Source organism: Rhizobium sp. FG96 (genome assembly GCF_057808655.1).
The window spans coordinates 471919-488819 of sequence record NZ_JBMDIL010000002.1; the positions used below are offsets into that span (position 1 = coordinate 471919).

At 63.3% G+C, this 16901-nt stretch carries 18 protein-coding genes; 10 read left to right on the forward strand and 8 right to left on the reverse strand.

The window, feature by feature from the left end; genetic code table 11:
• Window positions 1-11 precede the first annotated feature (11 nt).
• From cysN to ACODR6_RS05560, 3 genes are all read right to left on the reverse strand, one after another.
• Window positions 12-1496, reverse strand: coding sequence for a sulfate adenylyltransferase subunit CysN (gene cysN, locus ACODR6_RS05550; RefSeq protein ID WP_112712763.1), 1485 nt, complete (start codon window positions 1494-1496; stop codon window positions 12-14).
• A 1-nt stretch (window position 1497) separates the two neighbouring features.
• Entirely contained in the window at window positions 1498-2451 is a 954-nt protein-coding gene (cysD, locus tag ACODR6_RS05555) for a sulfate adenylyltransferase subunit CysD (RefSeq protein WP_112712761.1), read from the reverse strand.
• Window positions 2452-2578: 127 nt separating this feature from the next.
• Complete coding sequence (locus ACODR6_RS05560) at window positions 2579-3322, reverse strand: phosphoadenylyl-sulfate reductase (RefSeq protein WP_112714314.1); 744 nt, start codon at window positions 3320-3322, stop codon at window positions 2579-2581.
• On the opposite strand from ACODR6_RS05560, the gene ACODR6_RS05565 reads away from it, so the two are divergent.
• Both ACODR6_RS05565 and ACODR6_RS05570 read left to right on the forward strand, forming a co-directional pair.
• Window positions 3321-3536 (forward strand): hypothetical protein, encoded by a 216-nt coding sequence (locus ACODR6_RS05565; RefSeq protein ID WP_449096405.1) that lies wholly within the window; start codon window positions 3321-3323, stop codon window positions 3534-3536. The two genes, ACODR6_RS05560 and ACODR6_RS05565, sit on opposite strands and share 2 nt — an antisense overlap.
• A gap of 207 nt (window positions 3537-3743) precedes the next feature.
• A complete protein-coding gene (locus tag ACODR6_RS05570) occupies window positions 3744-4190 on the forward strand; it encodes an RrF2 family transcriptional regulator (RefSeq protein ID WP_112712759.1) in 447 nt (148 codons plus the stop codon).
• Here ACODR6_RS05570 and ACODR6_RS05575 read toward each other — a convergent pair.
• Window positions 4187-5536: a chloride channel protein gene (locus tag ACODR6_RS05575; protein ID WP_489021340.1), complete on the reverse strand. Its 1350-nt coding sequence runs from the start codon at window positions 5534-5536 to the stop codon at window positions 4187-4189. The two genes, ACODR6_RS05570 and ACODR6_RS05575, sit on opposite strands and share 4 nt — an antisense overlap.
• A 149-nt stretch (window positions 5537-5685) precedes the next feature.
• Between ACODR6_RS05575 and ACODR6_RS05580 the strand changes: the two genes are divergently transcribed.
• Genes ACODR6_RS05580 through ACODR6_RS05595 form a run of 4 tightly spaced genes read left to right on the forward strand, consistent with a single transcriptional unit; the run spans window position 5686 to window position 7186 of the window.
• Complete coding sequence (locus ACODR6_RS05580; protein WP_112712753.1) at window positions 5686-6069, forward strand: DUF6152 family protein; 384 nt, start codon at window positions 5686-5688, stop codon at window positions 6067-6069.
• Between the two features lie 3 nt (window positions 6070-6072).
• The gene (locus ACODR6_RS05585) at window positions 6073-6549 is read left to right on the forward strand and encodes a DUF6644 family protein (RefSeq protein ID WP_489021342.1); all 477 of its coding nucleotides are present in this window, start codon (window positions 6073-6075) and stop codon (window positions 6547-6549) included.
• A 59-nt stretch (window positions 6550-6608) separates the two neighbouring features.
• The gene (locus tag ACODR6_RS05590) at window positions 6609-6890 is read left to right on the forward strand and encodes a YlcI/YnfO family protein (RefSeq protein WP_112712745.1); all 282 of its coding nucleotides are present in this window, start codon (window positions 6609-6611) and stop codon (window positions 6888-6890) included.
• A complete protein-coding gene (locus ACODR6_RS05595) occupies window positions 6887-7186 on the forward strand; it encodes a type II toxin-antitoxin system RelE/ParE family toxin (RefSeq protein ID WP_489021345.1) in 300 nt (99 codons plus the stop codon). The genes ACODR6_RS05590 and ACODR6_RS05595 overlap by 4 nt, the downstream gene beginning before the upstream one ends.
• Before the next feature lie 8 nt (window positions 7187-7194).
• On the opposite strand, the gene betA is transcribed toward ACODR6_RS05595, so the two are convergent.
• From betA to betI, 3 genes are all read right to left on the reverse strand, one after another.
• The gene (gene betA, locus ACODR6_RS05600; protein WP_489021347.1) at window positions 7195-8844 is read right to left on the reverse strand and encodes a choline dehydrogenase; all 1650 of its coding nucleotides are present in this window, start codon (window positions 8842-8844) and stop codon (window positions 7195-7197) included.
• 184 nt (window positions 8845-9028) lie between these two features.
• Window positions 9029-10492, reverse strand: a complete 1464-nt coding sequence (gene betB / locus ACODR6_RS05605) for a betaine-aldehyde dehydrogenase (protein WP_489021349.1) — start codon at window positions 10490-10492, stop codon at window positions 9029-9031.
• A gap of 2 nt (window positions 10493-10494) precedes the next feature.
• Window positions 10495-11244 carry a transcriptional regulator BetI gene (gene betI / locus ACODR6_RS05610; protein ID WP_489021351.1) on the reverse strand — a complete coding sequence of 250 codons (750 nt, stop codon included), beginning with the start codon at window positions 11242-11244 and terminating at the stop codon, window positions 10495-10497.
• 143 nt (window positions 11245-11387) lie between these two features.
• Here betI and ACODR6_RS05615 point away from each other — a divergent pair, with 143 nt between their 5' ends.
• From ACODR6_RS05615 to ACODR6_RS05630, 4 genes are all read left to right on the forward strand, one after another.
• Window positions 11388-11939: an HdeD family acid-resistance protein gene (locus ACODR6_RS05615; RefSeq protein WP_199626394.1), complete on the forward strand. Its 552-nt coding sequence runs from the start codon at window positions 11388-11390 to the stop codon at window positions 11937-11939.
• A gap of 174 nt (window positions 11940-12113) precedes the next feature.
• Window positions 12114-12356: a ribbon-helix-helix domain-containing protein gene (locus tag ACODR6_RS05620; protein WP_112719257.1), complete on the forward strand. Its 243-nt coding sequence runs from the start codon at window positions 12114-12116 to the stop codon at window positions 12354-12356.
• Between the two features lie 154 nt (window positions 12357-12510).
• A complete protein-coding gene (locus tag ACODR6_RS05625; protein ID WP_489021354.1) occupies window positions 12511-14316 on the forward strand; it encodes a GGDEF domain-containing protein in 1806 nt (601 codons plus the stop codon).
• A gap of 77 nt (window positions 14317-14393) precedes the next feature.
• Complete coding sequence (locus ACODR6_RS05630; protein ID WP_489021356.1) at window positions 14394-15392, forward strand: NAD(P)H-quinone oxidoreductase; 999 nt, start codon at window positions 14394-14396, stop codon at window positions 15390-15392.
• Between the two features lie 70 nt (window positions 15393-15462).
• Here ACODR6_RS05630 and ACODR6_RS05635 read toward each other — a convergent pair whose 3' ends face one another.
• Complete coding sequence (locus ACODR6_RS05635; RefSeq protein WP_489021358.1) at window positions 15463-16884, reverse strand: MFS transporter; 1422 nt, start codon at window positions 16882-16884, stop codon at window positions 15463-15465.
• Window positions 16885-16901 lie beyond the last annotated feature (17 nt).

Here is a 16901-nt window from a genome sequence, read left to right on the forward strand (position 1 = left end):
CGGAATGCCGCTCAGATATCGCTGGCGGCATTCTTCCAGAGATCGGCGGCTTCTGCGGCGGTCATCCGCTGCACATGTGCTTCGTCTCTGCGGCTGGCGAAGAGCTCGCTTGCCATGATCTGCTCGGCGAGATCGGCCGGCAGCGAGAGGATGACGCGGGCGTCGCCGCCGTGCAGGCCGCTGACGTCGCTGCGCTTGCCGCTCACCATGCCGCCGGCAACCGTGTTGTTGGTCTCCGGATCGATCAGGATGAACGAGCCCGATGCGCGGTTCTGCTCATAGGGGTCGAAGATCGCCGTTTCGTCGAATACCAGGCGGACCTTGCCGATGGCGTTCATGTAGAGGCGGTCGGCCGGAGCCCAGGCGCCGGACTTCAGTTCCAGCTGCGCGATCGGCTGCACCTGGACACGCTGGCGGCGGCTGCCGCTCTTCAGCCAGTAGCGCTTGCCGGCTTCGATGCCCTCGGGCTGCAGCGCCACGATCTGGGCGTCGAAGTTGATGCCGGTCTGCGGCTGTGCGTCGATCGAGACGATCATGTCGCCGCGGGCAACATCGACCTGGCGGTCGAGAACCAGCGTGATTGCGTCGCCGGTCACGGCGGCATTGCGCACCAGGTCGAAGGTGACGATCTTGGAGACATTGGCGACCATGCCCGACGGCAGGATCATGACGCTGTCACCCGGCTTGACCGAGCCACCGGCAACCGTGCCCTGATAGCCGCGGAAGCTTTCGCCCGGGCGCGACACGCGCTGGACCGAAAGGCGGAAGCCGGTCGACTGTCCCGAGCGCACGCTGGCGAGCTCCAGCGTCTCGACCAGCGTCGGGCCGTTATACCAGGGCATCGCTGCCTGGCCGGAATAGACGACATTCTCGCCCTTCAGCGCCGACATCGGGATCGCGGTGATCTGCTTGACGCCGAGTGACAGCGCGAATTCCTTGAATTCGTGGGTGATCTTGTCGAAGCCGGCGCGATCGTAATTCGTCAGGTCGATCTTGTTGACCGCCAGCACGAACTGCTTGATGCCCATCAGCGAGGCGATCGTCGCGTGGCGGCGCGTCTGCTCGAGAATGCCGGCACGGGCATCGACCAGCAGAATGGCGAGATCGGCGGTCGAGGCGCCGGTCGCCATGTTGCGGGTATACTGCTCGTGGCCGGGCGTATCGGCAACGATGAAGGAGCGCTTGTCGGTCGAGAAGTAGCGATAGGCGACATCGATGGTGATGCCCTGTTCGCGCTCGGCCTGCAGGCCGTCGAGCAGCAGGGCGAAGTCGGGCAGGCCGAGATCGTTCTGCTTGCCGGTGGAATCGCGCTGCAGGGTCGCTGCCTGGTCTTCCTTGACTGCCTTGGTATCCCAGAGCAGGCGGCCGATCAGCGTCGACTTTCCGTCATCGACGGAACCGCAGGTGATGAGGCGCAACGGCCGCGTGTCGCGCAGGGCCGCAACGGGCTCTGCTGCGGGCTGGGCAACGGCGTTGGCGAGGTTTGCTGCGGTCATCTCAGAAATATCCTTCACGCTTCTTCTTTTCCATGGAGCCGGACTGGTCACGGTCGATGGCGCGGCCCTGGCGCTCGGAAACCGTAGCGATTTCCAGCTCCGCGATGATCTCTTCAAGACTGGTGGCGTTCGAGCGGATGGCGCCCGTCAGCGGGAAGCAGCCGAGCGTGCGGAAGCGGATGTAATCCTCCTGCTTCGTTTCGCCGGGCAACAGCTCCAGACGCGGATCGGTCGCATCGATCATCATGCCGTCGCGCTCGACGAAGGGGCGCTTCGCAGCGAAATAGAGCGGCACGATCGGAATGTTCTCGGCCTGGATGTAGCGCCAGATATCGACCTCGGTCCAGTTCGACAGCGGGAAGGCGCGAACGCTTTCGCCCTGGCGGATCTGACCGTTATAGATGTTCCAGAGCTCCGGGCGCTGGTTGCGCGGATCCCAGCGATGGTCGGGCGTGCGGAACGAGTAGATGCGTTCCTTGGCGCGGCTGGCTTCCTCGTCGCGGCGCGCGCCGCCGAAGGCAGCGTCGAACTTGCCGGCGTCGAGCGCATTGCGCAGCGCTTCGGTCTTCATGATGTCGGTATAGCGGGCCGAGCCGTAGGTGAACGGCGTGATGTTTTCGGCCGCACCGCGCGGATTGATATGCTCGATCAGGTCGAGATCGTATTCCTTCACGATCTTGTCGCGGAAGGTGATCATCTCGGCGAACTTCCAGCCGGTATTGACATGCAGCAGCGGGAAGGGGACGCGGCCCGGATAGAACGCCTTGCGCGCCAGATGCAGCAGGACGGAACTATCCTTGCCGATCGAGTAGAGCATGACGGGACGTTCGAATTCGGCAGCGACCTCACGGAAGATGTGGATCGCTTCGTTCTCAAGTGCCTTCAGGTGCGGATCGAGCGGCGGCTTGCTGCTCTGGGGATTGCTGAGTTCCGTATCCTTGCGGGTATCGGGCATTTCCTACTCCAGACTTCTCAATTCGTGTGCAGAGATGCCTCTGCGTGATCTTGTTTCGTGGCCTCACCGGCGTTGCACCGTGTGGCCCGAAAGGGCCGGATGAGGGGGCTCCGGGCGTTGCCCTCGCTTACTGAGCAGCCGGGATCGCCGACGCCTCTTCAGCAACATGCAGGCCGCATTCGCGCTTTTCGTCCTGTTCCCACCACCAGCGGCCGGCGCGCTCGGGTTCGCCGGGCTTGATGGCGCGGGTGCAGGGCTCGCAGCCGATCGAGGGATAGCCGCGCGCATGCAGCGGGTTCACCGGCACGCTGTTGTCGGCGACATAGGCCTTGATCACGTCGATATCCCAGTCGGCCAGCGGGTTGACCTTCAGCAGATGGCGCTCGGCGTCATATTCGGCAAAGGGCGTGTCGGCGCGGTTGTTGGACTGACCGCGGCGCAGACCGGTGATCCAGATGGTTGCCCCATTGAGTGCGCGCGCAAGCGGCTTCAGCTTGCGCACGCCACAACAGGCATGCCTGGCTTCGACGCTTTCGTAGAAACCGTTCAGGCCATACTTCGCCGCATAGGCGTCGATATCGGCCTGTTCGGGCTCGTAGCGAGAAATCTTGATGTCGTACTGGCTCTCGGTCTCGTCGATCAGCGCCAGCGTCTCGGGAAAGAGCCGTCCGGTCTGCAGCGTCACGACGTCGATGGGCAGACGGTGATTGCCGATCTCGGCGGTGATCACCTGGTCTTCGATGCCGAGCGACGTCGTGAAGACGGCGCGGCCGCCGAGACCGGCGACAAAGGCCAGCCTTCCGGCAAGGTCGAGAGACGCGAGCTTGGCATTCAGCGCCTCGGCCTCTTCGATTGTATGGATAACAGTCATGGCAATCCTGTCCTCGATGTTGGCCGGAGTATCGCAGCTGGAGGAGGGATCGGACAGAAAAAGGGATTTCGAAAGCAGCATAAGCAGGAGCAAATATCTCTCCGAAGCTGCCGCAATGCAGAAAAGCAGCCGCCCCGGCGATGAAAGCCGGCGGGCAGCGCTAATGTCTAGTGATTTAGTAGAGTTACACGCCGCCTGTCAATTCGAAATCTGAAGTGATGCGCTGAAAGATGCGGAAGACGCAATTTTGACGTAGAATTAAGCCCATTGGCCAAGCTTGAAAAACAGGGCCAAAATGCTTGTATCTCAAGGCTTTTGCCGGCGCGTTCAAATTCCGTTCATGCTGGTTGTGCAATAGGGGTGCAGGTAAGCTTGAAAAGCGGCGGGGCTCACGGGCCGCTGGTGTGTGTGACGGTCTAAAATGATTACGCAGAAGGCAAAATATGCGCTCCGTGCGCTCACGGTTTTGGCGGAAGCCGATGCCGACGAACCGGTGATGATCTCGGATATTGCTGCACAGCAGAAGATCCCGAAGAAATTCCTCGAGCAGATCCTTCTCGACCTCAAGCATCAGGGCATCGTCGTCAGCCGCCGCGGCAAGGCGGGCGGCTATCTGCTGCTGAAGCCCGCCGACATGATCACCTTCGGCGAAATCCTGCGCATCATCGACGGCCCCATCGCGCCGCTTCCCTGCCTGTCGATCACCGCCTACCGCAAATGCGATGACTGCGACGGCGAACAGAACTGCGAAATCCGCCACGTCTTCGCCAAGGTCGCCGACGCAACCCGCAAGGTGCTGTTCTCGACGACGATCGCCGACGCCGTCGCCCCCGCAAAGGGCGCCGTCGTGACGCGGATGCTCGCCTAGCCTGCCACCTCTTCCTTCTCGATCGCCCGCCGCGCCCGGATGGCTGCGGCGATGAAGACGCGCGACAGGCCGTGATAGAGCGGCTCGCGCGACAGGATGCGCGACGTTACGTAGCCGATCATCGAGACGGCCATGATCGGGATGACGGCCTGGTGGTCTCCGGTCATTTCGAGAATGATGACGAAGGCGGTCATCGGCGCCTGCACGACGCCGGAGAAATATCCGGCCATGCCGAGGATGGCGGCGAGCGCGACACTGGTGCCGAGCAGCGAGCCGACCGTGCTGCCGAAACCGGCGCCGACGGCAAGCGATGGCGCGAAGATGCCGCCCGGAATCCCTGAAATCATCGACAGGAAGCTCGCGGCCAGTTTCTCGACAAAGAAGAGGAGCGGCAGCGCGTGACCTTCCACGGCACCGCGCGCCTGCTCGTAGCCGGTGCCGAAGGTCGTCCCGCCGGAGAGGATGCCGATCACGGCGATGGCGAGACCGCAGATACCGGCGACCGCCAGCATGCGCTTCAGCGGCTGGGGTTGCGCCCAGCGGCGGATCTTCTGGCCGAAATGCAGGGCAAAGCCGCTGAAGGCAGCGCCGAGCGCCCCGCCGCCGATGCCGCAGACGAGCACAAGGCCCCAGTCGCGCAATTGCGTCGGCGCGACGGAGGCTTCGCCGAAATAGTTGTAGCTTCCCGCAAGCCCCAGCGCCGCAAGGCCGGAGAGGATGACCGCAGTGAGCACCAGCCCGTTCGCCCGCGACTCATAGGTGCGGCTCATCTCCTCGATGGCAAAGACGATACCGGCGAGCGGCGTGTTGAAGGCCGCTGCGATGCCCGCCGCCGACCCCGCCAGGATCAGCCCGCGCGCCTGCGCCATACCGCCGAAGCGGGCAACCGCCAGCATGATCGACGCGCCGACCTGCACCGTCGGCCCCTCGCGGCCGATCGAGGCGCCGGAAAACAGCCCGAGCACCGTCAGCACGATCTTGCCGAAGGCGATCCTGAGCGACAAGAGCCGCGTCCGGTCCTCCTCGTCGCGCAGATGCCGGGCGGCGATCGCCTGCGGAATGCCGCTGCCCTGCGAATTCGGAAACAACGTTGCTGCCAGATAGGCCGACAGCATGAAGACGAAGGGTGTCAGGACGAGCGGCAGCAGGAAGGCCCATTCGCCCGAGGATGTCAGTCCGGTAAAGGCCTTCTGCGCCAGATCGGCCAGCTTGGCAAAGCCGACGCTGATCACCCCGATCGCCAGCGCCCCGCACCAGAAAACCAGCCGCGGCCGCCAGAGCGAGAAGGATCCCCATATGACGCGGGAACGGCGGAGCAGCTTTGAATTGCGATAGGAGGAGGGCATGGGGAACTCTGGCACGTGATGGGGGCATCCCCTTCTAGTCCCAATCGCCGGCAAAGATCACCCCTTGTTTCAACATTTGGTGAAATACCTTCCCAAGCCTGCCCGCCGCGCCACTTGCCCCTTGCCGCAACAGGGTAGGGAGAAGCGACATGCGCATATCCATGATCAGGAAATCGATCGCCGCCGCAGCACTCGCCGCAGTCTTCGCAACAGGCGCCGCAGCCCATCACGGCTGGTCCTGGGCGGAGGCCGAGCAGATGGAACTGACGGGCACGATCCAGCAGATTTCGATGGGCGGCCCGCATCCGTCGCTCGACGTTGCCGCGGCCGATGGCGTCTGGCGGGTCGAGCTCGGCAATCCACGCCAGACGGAACGCTCCGGCTTCGTCGAGGGCTCAGCGAAGAATGGTGACGCCATCGTCGCCCTCGGCAACCGCTCGCAGGACGCCAGCGAGAAGCGCCTGAAGGCGGTGCGCATCACAGTCTCAGGCAAGCGCTACGACATCTATCCCGAACGCATCCAGACGAACTGACGGATGACCGCAGACCTCTTCGAATGGATCGCCGCAGCGCCGCCGGCAGTCACCCTCCGGCGCTCGACGCTGCTCTACATCGTCGTGAACGCCGCCCACATCCTGTCGATCGGCCTACTGATCGGCGCCATCCTGCCGCTTGATCTCAGGCTCATGGGCTGGTTCCAGTCCGTCCCGCTCGCTGTCATCGGCCCCTTCCTCTCCACCGCCGCTGCCACCGGCCTCGTCCTCGCCATCCTCACCGGCGCACTCCTCGCCAGCGTCCGCCCGGCCGAGTATGCCGAAAACCCCGCCTTCCTCGCCAAGCTTTCGATCATCGCCCTCGGCATCCTCAACGCCATCCTCATCCATACAGGGAAGGGTTGGCGCCACACGCTCGCCGACGAGATCGCCCCACCCCGCATCCGATACGCCGCCGGCATCTCCTTCTGCGCCTGGATTGCGAGTCTCCTCGCGGGACGATGGATCGGTTTCCTCTAGTTGATTCTGAACTTGAAGTTCGGCATCATGCATCGCAATTGCAACGCATGGAGCGCACCATGAAAACCGCAACCCTGCCATCCCTTCGCGTCGATCCCGAATTGCGCGCTGCCGCCGAGAGCGTGCTGAAGGAAGGGGAGACCCTTTCGGCGCTGATGGAAGACTCGCTGCGGCGTCAGGTTCACTATCGTAAGACGCAGGCGGAGTTCATCGCGCGGGGGCTGGCGTCGCTGGCGGAAGCCGAGCGGACGGGCATCTATCACAGTGCTGAAGACGTGATGGCCATGTTGAAGGCCAAGCTTGATGCCGCCAAGGCAAAGCGCGCGGCCGGGCAGGAATGAGCTATCAGCTTCGCTTCACCGACGAGGCGCTGGAAGACCTCTACCGCCTCTACGATTATCTCATCGCCTACGACCTCGACCTCGCAGACCGCGCCTATGATGCCATCATGAAGGCGCTGGTCGTGCTTGAGGAATTCCCATTCTCGTGCCGCAAGGCGAGTGCGGAGAATACGCTGATGCGCGAATTGCTGGTGCCCTTTGGCTCCTCGGGATATGTGGTTCTCTTCCACATCGACGGGAGCCAGGCCGTCACCATCGCCGCCATCCGCCACCAACGCGAAGACGACTACCACTAAGCTCCCGATTACCGGTCGCTCACCGCCCAGCGCGGGTTGACCCACGGCTCCTGATTGGACCGTGGCAGTGGCTGCTTGCCGAGAATATGGTCGGCCGCCTTCTCGCCGGTCATGATCGACGGGCCGTTGAGGTTGCCGTAGGTCACATGCGGGAAGATCGAGCTATCGGCGACGCGCAGGTTGTCGACGCCGATGACGCGGGTTTCCGGGTCGACGACGGCCATGGGGTCGTTGCTAGCGCCCATCTTGCAGGTGCCGCAGGGGTGGTAGGCGCTTTCCAGGTGCTCTCGCAGGAAGGCGTCGATCTCGTCGTCGCTCTGCACTTTTTCGCCCGGCTGGATTTCCGGCCCGCGATACTGGTCGAAGGCCTGCTGGCCGAAGATCTCGCGGGTGAGGCGCACGCAGTGGCGGAACTTCTCCCAATCCTCCGGATGGCTCATATAGTTGAAGCGGATGACCGGATCGGCCTTCGGGTCGGACGAGCGCAGCGTGACATTGCCGCGCGACTTCGAGAGATTGTAGCCGACATGCACCTGGAAGCCATGGCTCTTGGCCGCCGCCTTGCCGTCATAGCTGATGGCCACAGGCAGGAAGTGATACTGGATATCCGGCTGCTTGATCCCCGGCGCCGAGCGCAGGAAGGCGCAGGCCTCGAACTGGTTCGAGGTGCCGAGGCCCGACTTGGTGAACATCCACTGCGCCCCGGCGACCCCCTGCCAGAACCACGGCAGCCAGGAATAGAGCGACACCGGCTTGGTAGAGACCTGCTGGAAATAGAATTCCATATGGTCCTGAAGATTGGCGCCGACGCCCGGCCGGTCGACCTTTACCTCGATGCCCATCTCCTGCAGATGCGCGCCCGGGCCGATGCCGGAGAGCATCAGCAGCTTCGGCGAGTTGAAGGAGGAGGCCGAGACGATCACCTCGCGGTTCGCCTTGATAACCTCGACGCTGCTGCCGCGCTCGATTTCGACGCCGACGGCCCGGCCGTTCTCGATGACCACCTTGCGGGCGAGACCATAGACGATCGAGACGTTCGGCCGCTTCAGCGCCGGCTTCAGATAGGCCGATGCCGCAGACCAGCGGCGGCCGCCGAAGATCGTCTGCTCCATCAGTCCGAAGCCTTCCTGCTTCGAGCCGTTGTAATCCTCCGTCGTCTCGAAACCCGCCTGCTTGCCGGCCTCGACGAAGGCCTGGAACAGCGGGTTGCGGAAGACGCCGCGCTGCACATGCAGCGGCCCATCGGTGCCGCGCCAGCCTTCCTCGCCGCCATGGCTGTGTTCCATGCGCTTGAAATAGGGCAACACGTCGGAATAGGCCCAGCCCTGCGCCCCGAGTTCTTCCCAGCGGTTATAATCCTCGGCGTGGCCGCGAACATAGACCATGCCGTTGATCGACGACGAACCGCCGATCACCTTGCCACGCGGCGCGGTGATCTGCCGGTTGTTGAGATTGGGCTCGGGCTCGGAGAGATAGCCCCAGTTATAGCGCTTCATGCTCATCGGCCAGGCAAGCGCTGCCGGCATCTGGATGAACGGCCCGAAATCCGACCCGCCGGCCTCGATGACGATGACGGTATTCTTGCCGTCTTCGGAGAGACGGTAGGCAAGGGCGGAGCCCGCCGAGCCGGAGCCGATGATGACGAAATCTGCTTGCATGGGTCTCTCTTCTAGGTTCGTCCGGGCGGCCCCCTCATCCGGCTGCCGCCACCTTCTCCCCGAGGGGAGAAGAGATGTGCCGCGCGGCCTCGTGTTCCCTTCTCCCCTCGGGGAGAAGGTGCCCGAAGGGCGGATGAGGGGGCTGCACGGCAAAGCGGAAGAGGGGTTCTCTTATCTCAAAGTCTCAATAAGGCGCCTGCACCGGCCCCATGCCGACATAGACGGTCTTCAGTTCGGAATAGTGCTCCAGCGCCGCTGCCGAGTTTTCGCGGCCGAAGCCGGATTGTTTGGAGCCGCCGAAGGGGATTTCGACCGGGCAGAGATTGTAGGTGTTGATCCACAACGTGCCGGCTTCCAGCAGATCGACGACGCGGTGGGCGCGGGTCATGTCGGCGGTGAACACGCCGCCCGAGAGGCCGAATTCGGTGGCGTTGGCCCGGCCGATAACCTCGGCCTCGTCGTCGAAATCGAGCACGCACATGACAGGACCGAAGATCTCTTCGCGGGCGATGGTCATCTCGTCGGTCACATCGGCAAACACGGTCGGCTGCACGTAGTAGCCTTCACCCGCCACATTGTTCGGAATGCCGCCGCCGGCGAGCAGCGTCGCGCCCTCGGCCTTGCCCTTCTCGATATACTCGAGAACCTTCTGGCGCTGCGCCCAGGAAACCATTGGGCCGATCTGCGTTGCCTCGTCCATCGGATCGCCGATCACCATCGCCTCGGTGCGGCTCTTCAGCCGCTTCAGGAATTCGCCCTTGATCTTCTTCTGCACGAAGACGCGCGTGCCGTTCGAGCAGACTTGTCCCGTCGAGTAGAAATTGCCGAGCATCGCGCCGCCGATGGCGCTGTCGATGTCGGCGTCGTCGAAGACGATCAGCGGCGACTTGCCGCCGAGCTCCATCGTCACATGCTTCAGGTGGCTGGCGGCCGCAGCCGCAACGCGGCGGCCCGTCGGCACCGATCCCGTCAGCGAAACCTTGGCGACGTCAGGATGGTTGACGAGCAGCGGCCCGGTCTCGCGATCGCCCTGGATGACGTTGTAGAGCCCCTTCGGCAGGCCGGCCTCATGCAGGATTTCGGCGATCTTCAGGGCGCCGAGCGGCGTATTCTCGGAGGGCTTGAAAACCATGGCATTGCCGGCGATGAGCGCCGGCGCGCCCTTCCAGCAGGCGATCTGCTGCGGATAGTTCCAGGCGCCGATGCCGACGCAGACGCCGAGCGGCACGCGCTTGGTATAGGCAAAGTCGCCGCCGAGCGGGATGTAGGAACCGTTCAGCGCCGTCGCCGCGATGCCGCCGAAGAATTCGAAGCTGTCGGCGCCCGAGGTCGGGTCGGCGACGATGGTTTCCTGGATCGGCTTGCCGGTATCGAGTGTCTCGAGCTCGGAGAGTTCGCGGTTGCGCTCGCGCATGATCTCGGCCGCCCGCTTCAGGATGCGGCCGCGCGCCGTCGGGCTCATCGCCGCCCATTCCGGCTGGGCGCGCTTGGCCGCCGCGATCGCCCTCTCGACGATCGCGGGCGTTGCCGCATGCAGCCGGGCGATCACTTCGCCGGTTGCCGGATAGATGCTCTCGATCACGCTGCCCGCGTCATCCTCGACATACTCGCCGTCGATGAAATGCGATGCTTTCGGCTGGGCTTTCATGGTCAATTATCCTTGGATGGCTTGTGTTCGTCGTCCCTTCTCCCCTCGGGGAGAAGGTGGCCCGCAGGGCCGGATGAGGGGGCTGCCTTCTCGGCCTTGCGGCCGTTCGCTCCTGCGTCGCTCACCCCCTCATCTGTCCTTCGGACATCTTCTCCCCGCTGGGGAGAAGGGGGAGCCGTAGCAAGCAGCGCGTTCACATAATCCTCCGTCAGCCCGATCGAAGCCTCGATACTGATCGGTGCCGATTTCAGACTTTGGCGGATATAGAGCCCGTCGATCATCGCCGCAGCGCCCTCGGCGATGCGTTCTGCGGCATCGGCGGGGCAAAGCGCCTTCAGGTTGGCGAGCAGGTTGGAGCGCAGGCGGCGCGCATAGATGACGAGGAAGCGGCGGGTCTCTTCCGAGCTCTGCGCTTCGGCATAGAAGGCGAGCCATGCGGCGATCGTTTCAGGCGCGAACTGGTCGGCCTGGAAGCTGACGCGGATGACGGCCGAAAGCTTTTCGCGCGGCGTAGGCGCCGCCTTCAGCGCTGTCACCGCGTCGTCGCGCAACTGGCGTAGAAGCGAGCGCACCGTCTCGATCAGCAGCTGTTCCTTGCTGCCGAAGTAGTGGTGGGCAAGCGCGGGGGACACACCGGCCTTACGGGCGATTTCGGACATGGTGACGGTCAGCGAGCCGTGATCGCCGATCACCCGCAGCGCAGCATCCACAAGCGCCTTGCGGCGCACCGGCTCCATTCCGACCTTCGGCATGACGTCCAACTTTTCTCGAAGTTGCGGTCACCTTATTTTTGATTGACTGACCAATCAATAAAAATCTTGCGAAGGCTTGATGAAGGTCAAGTCTTTCCGGATGGGGATCGTGCAACATATCTCCCGCTCACAGGAGGTGTGTCATGGCAAGCGTCTTGGGAATGCCGTCTTCGTCCCTGCATTCGAAATGGATCTGGTTCGCCGGTCTCGGCGTGCTGCTGATGATCTGCGGCGTCATCGCCTTCGCAAACATCTTCGTCGCCACCGTCGCGTCGGTCTACTATGTCGGCATGCTGATGCTGGCGGGCGGCATCGTCTATCTCGCCCATGCCTTTCAGGTGCGGGGCTGGGATCACATCCTCTTCTGGGTGCTGAGCGGTCTTCTCTATGTCTTGGCCGGGCTCTTCGCCTTCATGAACCCGATCCTGGCGTCCGCGGCGCTGACGCTGTTTCTCGCCGTGGCGCTGGTTATCGCCGGCGTCTTCCGCGTCTGGGTCGGCCGGCGCATGAAGCCGGCCAAGGGTTGGGGCTGGATCGTCGCGAGCGGCGTGGTCACCGCGCTCGCAGGTTTCGTCATCGCGCTCGGCTGGCCGGTCAACAGCCTCTGGATCCTCGGTCTCTTCCTCGCCGCCGACCTCCTGCTGCAGGGCTCCACCATGCTCGCTTTCGGCCTCGCGCTACGCCGCAGTTTATGACCGTAATCCACAGGCCCGATCACGGATTATTTCTTTTTTTGACAAGCATATGACGTGAGACTAAAATTCAGGAATACCAAGGCACCGGCGATGTACCGCCGGACAACACGCCAAGAATGGTCATGCGTCCCCCGTTGGGCAGGTTCTGCCCGGCAAAACGAAGGGAGGAATTTCATGCCGATGGTCACAGTCTCGATCTCACCGGTACAAGCAGCAGGCATTCGCGATGCCGTCGATAGCGGCGGTTATGCATCGAGCAGCGAAGTGGTCCGCGAGGCGCTCCGCCTCTGGGATGCCGCCCGCAAGCTCGGCGAATACAAGGACGATATTCTCGATGGCGAAAGCCATGCCAGGAGCGGCCGCTGCGTGGCCGACATGTTCGCCGATCATGAAGCCGTGCGCCGCCGCTCGGCCTAGTCAAGCGATTGATAAAATAAGAAAAATCTGAATTGCTCTGCAGGCGCCTCGGGCGCCTGCAGCTTTCACAAAAGTTTCACATTGGGGAAAGGGTTCGTTGACCCTTCTCCTCCATCTTCGCTGCGAAATAGAAGACTTCACAGTGGAGAATGGCATGTCTCTGACTGCCGCCGTCGCGCCCGGCGTCGTTCGTCGCTATGCCAGCGATCAGATCGTGACGCTTGCTAAGCTCGTCGTAGAAAACGCCTTCCAGCCGATCGTCGAAGCCGGAACCGGAACGGTATTCGGCTATGAATCGCTCATGCGCGGGCAGGAGCGCATCGGCTTCGATTCCCCGGTCGAAATCCTCGATGAGGCCTATCGCTCCAATCAGCTTCTTCCGCTCGAGCAGATGGTCGCCAGCCGCGCGCTGGCAAAGTTCGCGACGCTCGGCAACTACGCGACATCGACGCTCTTCCTCAATCTCGACGTCCGCCTGATCCCGCATGGCGACCGGCTGATCGAGAACCTGCTGCAGCAGCTGAAGGCCGCAAACCTGCCGCCATCATCCGTCTGCTTCGAATTTTCCGAGCGCTTCGACAATACCAGCGTGCCGGAATTCGAGGCGCTGGTCTCCAAGCTGCGCCGCACCGGCTTCAAGCTGGCGATCGACGATTTCGGCGTTGGCCACGGCGAGATGAAGCTGCTTTGCGACTATGCCGTCGACTATCTGAAGATCGACCGCCACTTCGTCGCCGATATCGACACCAAGCCGCGCAAGCGCCATCTCCTGAAGAACATCGTCAACATCGCCCATGTTCTCGGCACCCGTGTCATCGCCGAGGGCATCGAGACCGAGGCCGAGTTCCTGGCGTGCCGCGAATATGGCGTCGATCTCGTCCAGGGCTGGTTCATCGCCCGCCCGACCACGCATATTTCCGAGCTCGTCCCGGCCTTTCCGCATCTGCAGGAACTCGGGCAGAACAAGCGCAACACCCAGTCGCTCGACGAAATCCTGATCCGCAAGCAGATCGAGCTGCTACCGACGGTGTTCGAGAACGACAGCATCGATACGGTGTTCGAGCTCTTCCGCCGCAACCCGCGGCAGGGCTTCTTCCCGGTGCTGAACGCCAATGGCGAGCCGCGCGGCATCATCCACGAACATCACCTGAAGCAGTATATCTACCACCCCTTCGGCCGCGATCTGCTGAAGAACAAGATCTATGAGCGGCCGATCTCCGAATTCGTCGAGATCGCCCCGATCGTCAGCCTCGACAGCGATGCCGAGCGGCTGATGTCGATCTTCGCCAATATGGAAGGCAGCAACTGCCTGATCCTGACGGACAATATGCGCTATGCCGGCGTCGTCTCCGCCGCAGCGCTGATCAAGGTCATCAACGAAAAGCAGCTGAAGATCGCCCAGGACCAGAACCCGCTGACGGGCCTGCCGGGTAATCACGCGATCCGCGATTTCATGCGCCAGTCCGGCCGCGATGGCGATGGCGTTCGCCACTTCTGCTATTGCGACTTCGACAATTTCAAGCCGTTTAACGATGCCTATGGCTTCCATCTCGGCGACCACGCGATCTCGCTGTTTGCCGCGCTGATGCGCCGCTATTTCTTCGCCGAGCGGCATTTCCTCGGCCATGTCGGCGGTGACGATTTCTTCATCGGCGTCGTCGGCTGGACGCAGGCGGAACTCAGCGAAATCCTCGACCGGTTGATCAGCGATTTCCACGAGGATGTGCTCGATCTCTATTCCGAGCACGACCGCGCCAAGGGCAGTATCCGCGGCCATGACCGTTCCGGCGCCGAGGCGCTGTTCCCGCTGATGCGCTGCTCCATCGGCGTTCTCGAGCTGCCGGATGGCCTCGTCATCGACGATATCAACCGCGTCGGCACCGAGATCGCTCACGTCAAGGCGGCGGCCAAGGAAAGCCTCGACGGTCTCGTCTTCCATCTCCTGGGCGAGGCGAATTGACGCCTTTGCTACTTCTCGCCTTTTCAAGCATCCGGCGCTGAATTATCTCCTGTGCTTTCGGAATGAGGAGACCGGATATGCCCCTGCCGTCGACCATGCGTTTCGTCGATCTGCCAAGCTTCGGCGCGCCCGATGCGATGAAGATCGCAAACGGACCGCTGCCGGTTCCGGGCGAGGGCCAGATTCTGGTGAAGACCGAAGCCGTCGGCGTCAACCGGCCCGATGTCGCGCAGCGCCAGGGCGCCTATCCGCCGCCGAAGGACGCCAGCCCCATTCTCGGCCTCGAACTCTCCGGCGAAGTCGTAGCGATCGGCCCCGGCGTCACCGGCTACACGATCGGTGACAAGGTCTGCGGCCTCGCCAATGGCGGCGCCTATGCCGAATATTGCCTGCTGCCGGCAGGCCAGGCGCTGCCTTTCCCGAAGGGCTACGATGCCGTCAAGGCTGCCGCGCTGCCGGAAACCTTCTTCACTGTCTGGGCCAATCTCTTCCAGATGGCCGGATTGACCGAAGGCGAAAGCGTGTTGATCCACGGTGGCTCCAGCGGCATCGGCACGACGGCGATCCAGCTCGCCAAGGCTTTTGGCGCTACCGTTTACGCGACCGCCGGTTCGGCCGACAAATGCGACGCCTGCGTCAAGCTCGGCGCGGCGAAAGCGATCAACTACAAGACGGAGGACTTCGCCGAGGTCATCAAGGCGGAAACCGCGGGGCAGGGCGTCGATGTCGTGCTCGACATGATCGGTGCGGCCTATTTCGAGAAGAACATCGCCTCGCTCGCCAAGGACGGCTGCCTGTCGATCATCGCCTTCCTCGGCGGCTCGATGGCCGAAAAGGTCAATCTCACGCCGATCATGGTCAAGCGGCTGACGGTGACGGGCTCGACCATGCGCCCGCGCACCGCAGAAGAAAAACGCGCCATCCGCGACGATCTCCTCTCGCAGGTCTGGCCACTGCTCGAGGCGGGAAGCGTCTCACCCGTCATCGACAAAGTCTATGCCTTCGAAGACGTCGTCGAGGCGCACCGCCGCATGGAAACCAGCACCCATATCGGCAAGATCATGCTGAAGCTCTAAGCTTGGCCGACTCCCACCGCCGTCATGCTCGGGCCTGTCCCGAGCATCTGCAACCGTCGAAGGTGGGACTTCAGACCCTCTCGTCCCGCAGCGACAGCGCCGCAACCACCGTCACGATCCCCGGCAGGGCCATGGCCGCATAGAGCCAGTGCGCCGCCGAGATATTGCCCTCGACCCCGCCGGGATGGACCAGTCCGGTGCTGTTGGCGATGACGCCGGCGATCGCGGCGCCGAAGGCGCTGCCGAGCGACTGCACGGTGGAGATCGCCGCGGACGCCTTGTCCTGTTCGGAATTCTGCACCAGCTGCAGCACCTTGGTGACGAGATGCGCCCATCCCAGCCCGACGCCGAAGCCCATCATCAGCATGGCGAAGGCCGCCGGTGCGAGGATCAGGATATCGGCCGCATGGTTTTCCCGCGCCAGAAGCAGCGCGAGCGCCGCCGTCGAGAGAGCCTCGATCACGCATCCGGCGATAATCGCCTTGATGGCCGCGGGTCCGCGCAGATTGCCGCTGAAGAAGGCGGCGAAGGTCCAGCCGAGCGCCACCAGCGCAGTCAGGTAGCCGGAGATCAGCGGCGTGACGCCATGCAGGACCTGCAGGAAATAAGGAATGTAGATATCGCTGGTCAGCACCACGAGCAGCGTGAACATGGTGAGATAGACGCGGGCGACCGGCTTGACGAGCGTCACCGCCCCCGTCGGCAGCAGCCGCGTCCTGCCCCGCCGCTCGATCACCAGCATCAGCGCGATCGCAATCACCGAGAGCCCCACGAGCAGCGCCTTGCCGCCCGCATGCTCCAGCGTTCCGGCGATGCTGACGAGAAGCACGGCGCCGATCAGCAGCATGATCTGCAGGAAGGGGATTTTGCTCTCCGCGCGGTCGTCCCGGGCCTTCGGCAGCAGCCAGGGCGCAAGCACCGCCATCAGCACGCCGAGCGGCACGAGAATGATGAAGGCATGGCGCCAGTTGCTGCCATCGGCAAACAACCCGCCGGCGCTGGGGCCAAGCAGCGTCGCAACGCCCCAGATCGCCGCATAGAGCGTCGAGGCCTTGGGCCAGAGATGTTCGGGAAAGGCAAAGCGAACGAAGGCATAGGCAAGCGCCGCCAGAATGCCGGCGCCGAAACCCTGCACCGCGCGCCCTGCAAGCACCACTTCCATGGCGGGTGCTGCCGCGCAGATCAGGCTGCCGCCGCCGAAGAGCACGGCGCCGAACACATAGGCGATCCGAAGACCCATGCCGCGCGGCCGCATGGCAACCGAGATCGACCCGAGAACCGCAGCCGCCACATAGAGCGTCGTCACCCAGGAGAGCAGCGGCAATCCGCCGATATCGCGCACGATCGACGGCGCGATCGTCGCCATGATGTAGCTCTCGACGGCGTAGAGCGTCACGCCGCCGCCGAGCATCAGCGTTGCCGGAAGCAGGCCTGGAGTGAAGAGCTGGAAGACGGAAGATTTCGGGGCGGCGCCCTGGTCGATGCTGGTCATGCCTGTATGCCTTGATG

Excerpts from the sequence above, each read along its gene's own strand:
- cysN (WP_112712763.1), bottom strand. The coding sequence starts at position 1,496 with ATGACCGCAGCAAACCTCGCCAACGCCGTTGCCCAGCCCGCAGCAGAG.
- ACODR6_RS05565 (WP_449096405.1), top strand. The coding sequence starts at position 3,321 with ATGGCAATCCTGTCCTCGATGTTGGCCGGAGTATCGCAGCTGGAGGAG.
- ACODR6_RS05575 (WP_489021340.1), bottom strand. The coding sequence starts at position 5,536 with ATGCCCTCCTCCTATCGCAATTCAAAGCTGCTCCGCCGTTCCCGCGTC.
- cysD (WP_112712761.1), bottom strand. The coding sequence starts at position 2,451 with ATGCCCGATACCCGCAAGGATACGGAACTCAGCAATCCCCAGAGCAGC.
- ACODR6_RS05620 (WP_112719257.1), top strand. The coding sequence starts at position 12,114 with ATGCCGATGGTCACAGTCTCGATCTCACCGGTACAAGCAGCAGGCATT.
- betB (WP_489021349.1), bottom strand. The coding sequence starts at position 10,492 with ATGAAAGCCCAGCCGAAAGCATCGCATTTCATCGACGGCGAGTATGTC.
- ACODR6_RS05560 (WP_112714314.1), bottom strand. The coding sequence starts at position 3,322 with ATGACTGTTATCCATACAATCGAAGAGGCCGAGGCGCTGAATGCCAAG.
- ACODR6_RS05590 (WP_112712745.1), top strand. The coding sequence starts at position 6,609 with ATGAAAACCGCAACCCTGCCATCCCTTCGCGTCGATCCCGAATTGCGC.
- ACODR6_RS05570 (WP_112712759.1), top strand. The coding sequence starts at position 3,744 with ATGATTACGCAGAAGGCAAAATATGCGCTCCGTGCGCTCACGGTTTTG.
- betA (WP_489021347.1), bottom strand. The coding sequence starts at position 8,844 with ATGCAAGCAGATTTCGTCATCATCGGCTCCGGCTCGGCGGGCTCCGCC.
- ACODR6_RS05595 (WP_489021345.1), top strand. The coding sequence starts at position 6,887 with ATGAGCTATCAGCTTCGCTTCACCGACGAGGCGCTGGAAGACCTCTAC.
- ACODR6_RS05635 (WP_489021358.1), bottom strand. The coding sequence starts at position 16,884 with ATGACCAGCATCGACCAGGGCGCCGCCCCGAAATCTTCCGTCTTCCAG.
- betI (WP_489021351.1), bottom strand. The coding sequence starts at position 11,244 with ATGCCGAAGGTCGGAATGGAGCCGGTGCGCCGCAAGGCGCTTGTGGAT.
- ACODR6_RS05585 (WP_489021342.1), top strand. The coding sequence starts at position 6,073 with ATGACCGCAGACCTCTTCGAATGGATCGCCGCAGCGCCGCCGGCAGTC.
- ACODR6_RS05630 (WP_489021356.1), top strand. The coding sequence starts at position 14,394 with ATGCCCCTGCCGTCGACCATGCGTTTCGTCGATCTGCCAAGCTTCGGC.
- ACODR6_RS05580 (WP_112712753.1), top strand. The coding sequence starts at position 5,686 with ATGCGCATATCCATGATCAGGAAATCGATCGCCGCCGCAGCACTCGCC.
- ACODR6_RS05615 (WP_199626394.1), top strand. The coding sequence starts at position 11,388 with ATGGCAAGCGTCTTGGGAATGCCGTCTTCGTCCCTGCATTCGAAATGG.
- ACODR6_RS05625 (WP_489021354.1), top strand. The coding sequence starts at position 12,511 with ATGTCTCTGACTGCCGCCGTCGCGCCCGGCGTCGTTCGTCGCTATGCC.